Source organism: Cytobacillus sp. OWB-43 (assembly GCF_034651445.1).
Taxonomy (GTDB): domain Bacteria; phylum Bacillota; class Bacilli; order Bacillales; family Cytobacillaceae; genus Cytobacillus; species Cytobacillus kochii.
Window position 1 is genome coordinate 1 of sequence record NZ_JAYEFF010000016.1, and the last position, 1,437, is coordinate 1,437.

At 36.6% G+C, this 1,437-nt stretch carries 1 protein-coding gene; it reads right to left on the bottom strand.

Annotated features, from left to right (window positions below):
* Positions 1-33: 33 nt before the first annotated feature.
* Positions 34-1,382, bottom strand: a protein-coding gene (locus U9M49_RS22570; RefSeq protein ID WP_224935613.1) for an IS3 family transposase whose coding sequence is annotated in 2 segments (ribosomal slippage) — positions 34-938 and positions 938-1,382 — 1,350 coding nt in all. Because the reading frame shifts where the segments join, the coding sequence is not laid out codon by codon here.
* Between the last annotated feature and the right edge of the window lie 55 nt (positions 1,383-1,437).

Sequence of the window (1,437 nt, forward strand, 5' to 3'; positions counted from 1 at the left end):
TGTAGTGACCCCTAAAAGTTAGACACAGTTATTTCATGAGGCAACTTGTTCAAAATGAGTTCGGTATTGTACCGGACTCATTTTCAATTTTCCCTTTAACCGTTTCCTATTATAGTATTCTATATATTTTTCTAATTCTAGTTTAAAGTGGTTCACACTTTCAAATTCCTTAAAATAAAGCAATTCTGACTTCAGTATCCCAAAGAAGTTTTCCATTACAGAGTTATCGTAACAGTTACCTTTACGTGACATACTCTGTTTAACCCCTTTTGCTTGAAGCAAGTTGCGATATTGGTTCATTTGATAATGCCATCCTTGGTCGGAATGCATGAGTAATTGATGCCTTTCTGGTAAGGATTCTAATGCTTTTTCTAACATGTCCGAAACTAATGAATACGTTGGTCGAGAACCGATGGTATACGTAATAATTTCACCATTAAATAAATCTAATACAGGCGATAGATACAGCTTTTCACCAAATAGCTTGAATTCTGTAATATCTGTTACCCATTTTTCATTCGGTGCGTCCGCACTAAATTGACGGTCTAAATGATTTGGCGCTATTTTACCGACTGTGCCTTTATAAGATTTATACCTTTTCATCCGCACTAGGCATCTTAAACCCAGCTCTTTCATGATTCGTTGAACCTTCTTATGATTTACTTTTTTCCCACGATTCACTAGCTCATCCCGAATACGACGGTAACCGTAACGACCTTCATGTTCTTCATAAATGGCTTGGATTTCTCCTTTTATATCGGTGTCTGGATCAAGTCGATTCATTCGTTTTACTAAATTATAATAGGTGCTGCGTGGAATGCCAGCGAGTTTTACGAGTGACTTCACCGAATACTTATGCCTTAACTCATAGACTACTTGTGCTTTGTCTTGTTTGGTGATTTTTCCTTGTTTTGAACTAAGGCATTCAACTTTTTTAAATACTCATTTTCCATTTCCAGTTGTTTTATTCGATTTTCTAGTGCTTCAAAAGAACGGTCAGTAGAACTTTGTTTATTTGAATCTTTTTTCATGGATAGACGCCCCTGTTCCTGTGACTGAAGGGCATCTATCCCTTGTGTTTCAAACTTTCTTTTCCATACAGCTAGAGTGGAATGCGCTGGGATATTAAAAATAGCTGCCGTTTCACATAGAGAAGTACCATTTTCAGTCATATATTGTAGTACTTCTAGTTTAAACATTTGTGTATAACTTGTACAACGTTTCACCAATGCCTCTGCACCATTGTAGTTGTATTGTCTTACCCATTTAACAATCGATTTGTGATCTATTCCAATAGATTCTCCAATTTCTCTGTAACTTTCTTTTCCGCTTAAATAGCGAGTCACGGCTTGTAGCTTCATTTCCGCAGTAAATTTGGACAAAAAAACTGCACCTCCAATAGTTGTAGATAGTGTCTAACAATTGGGGTGCAGTTCA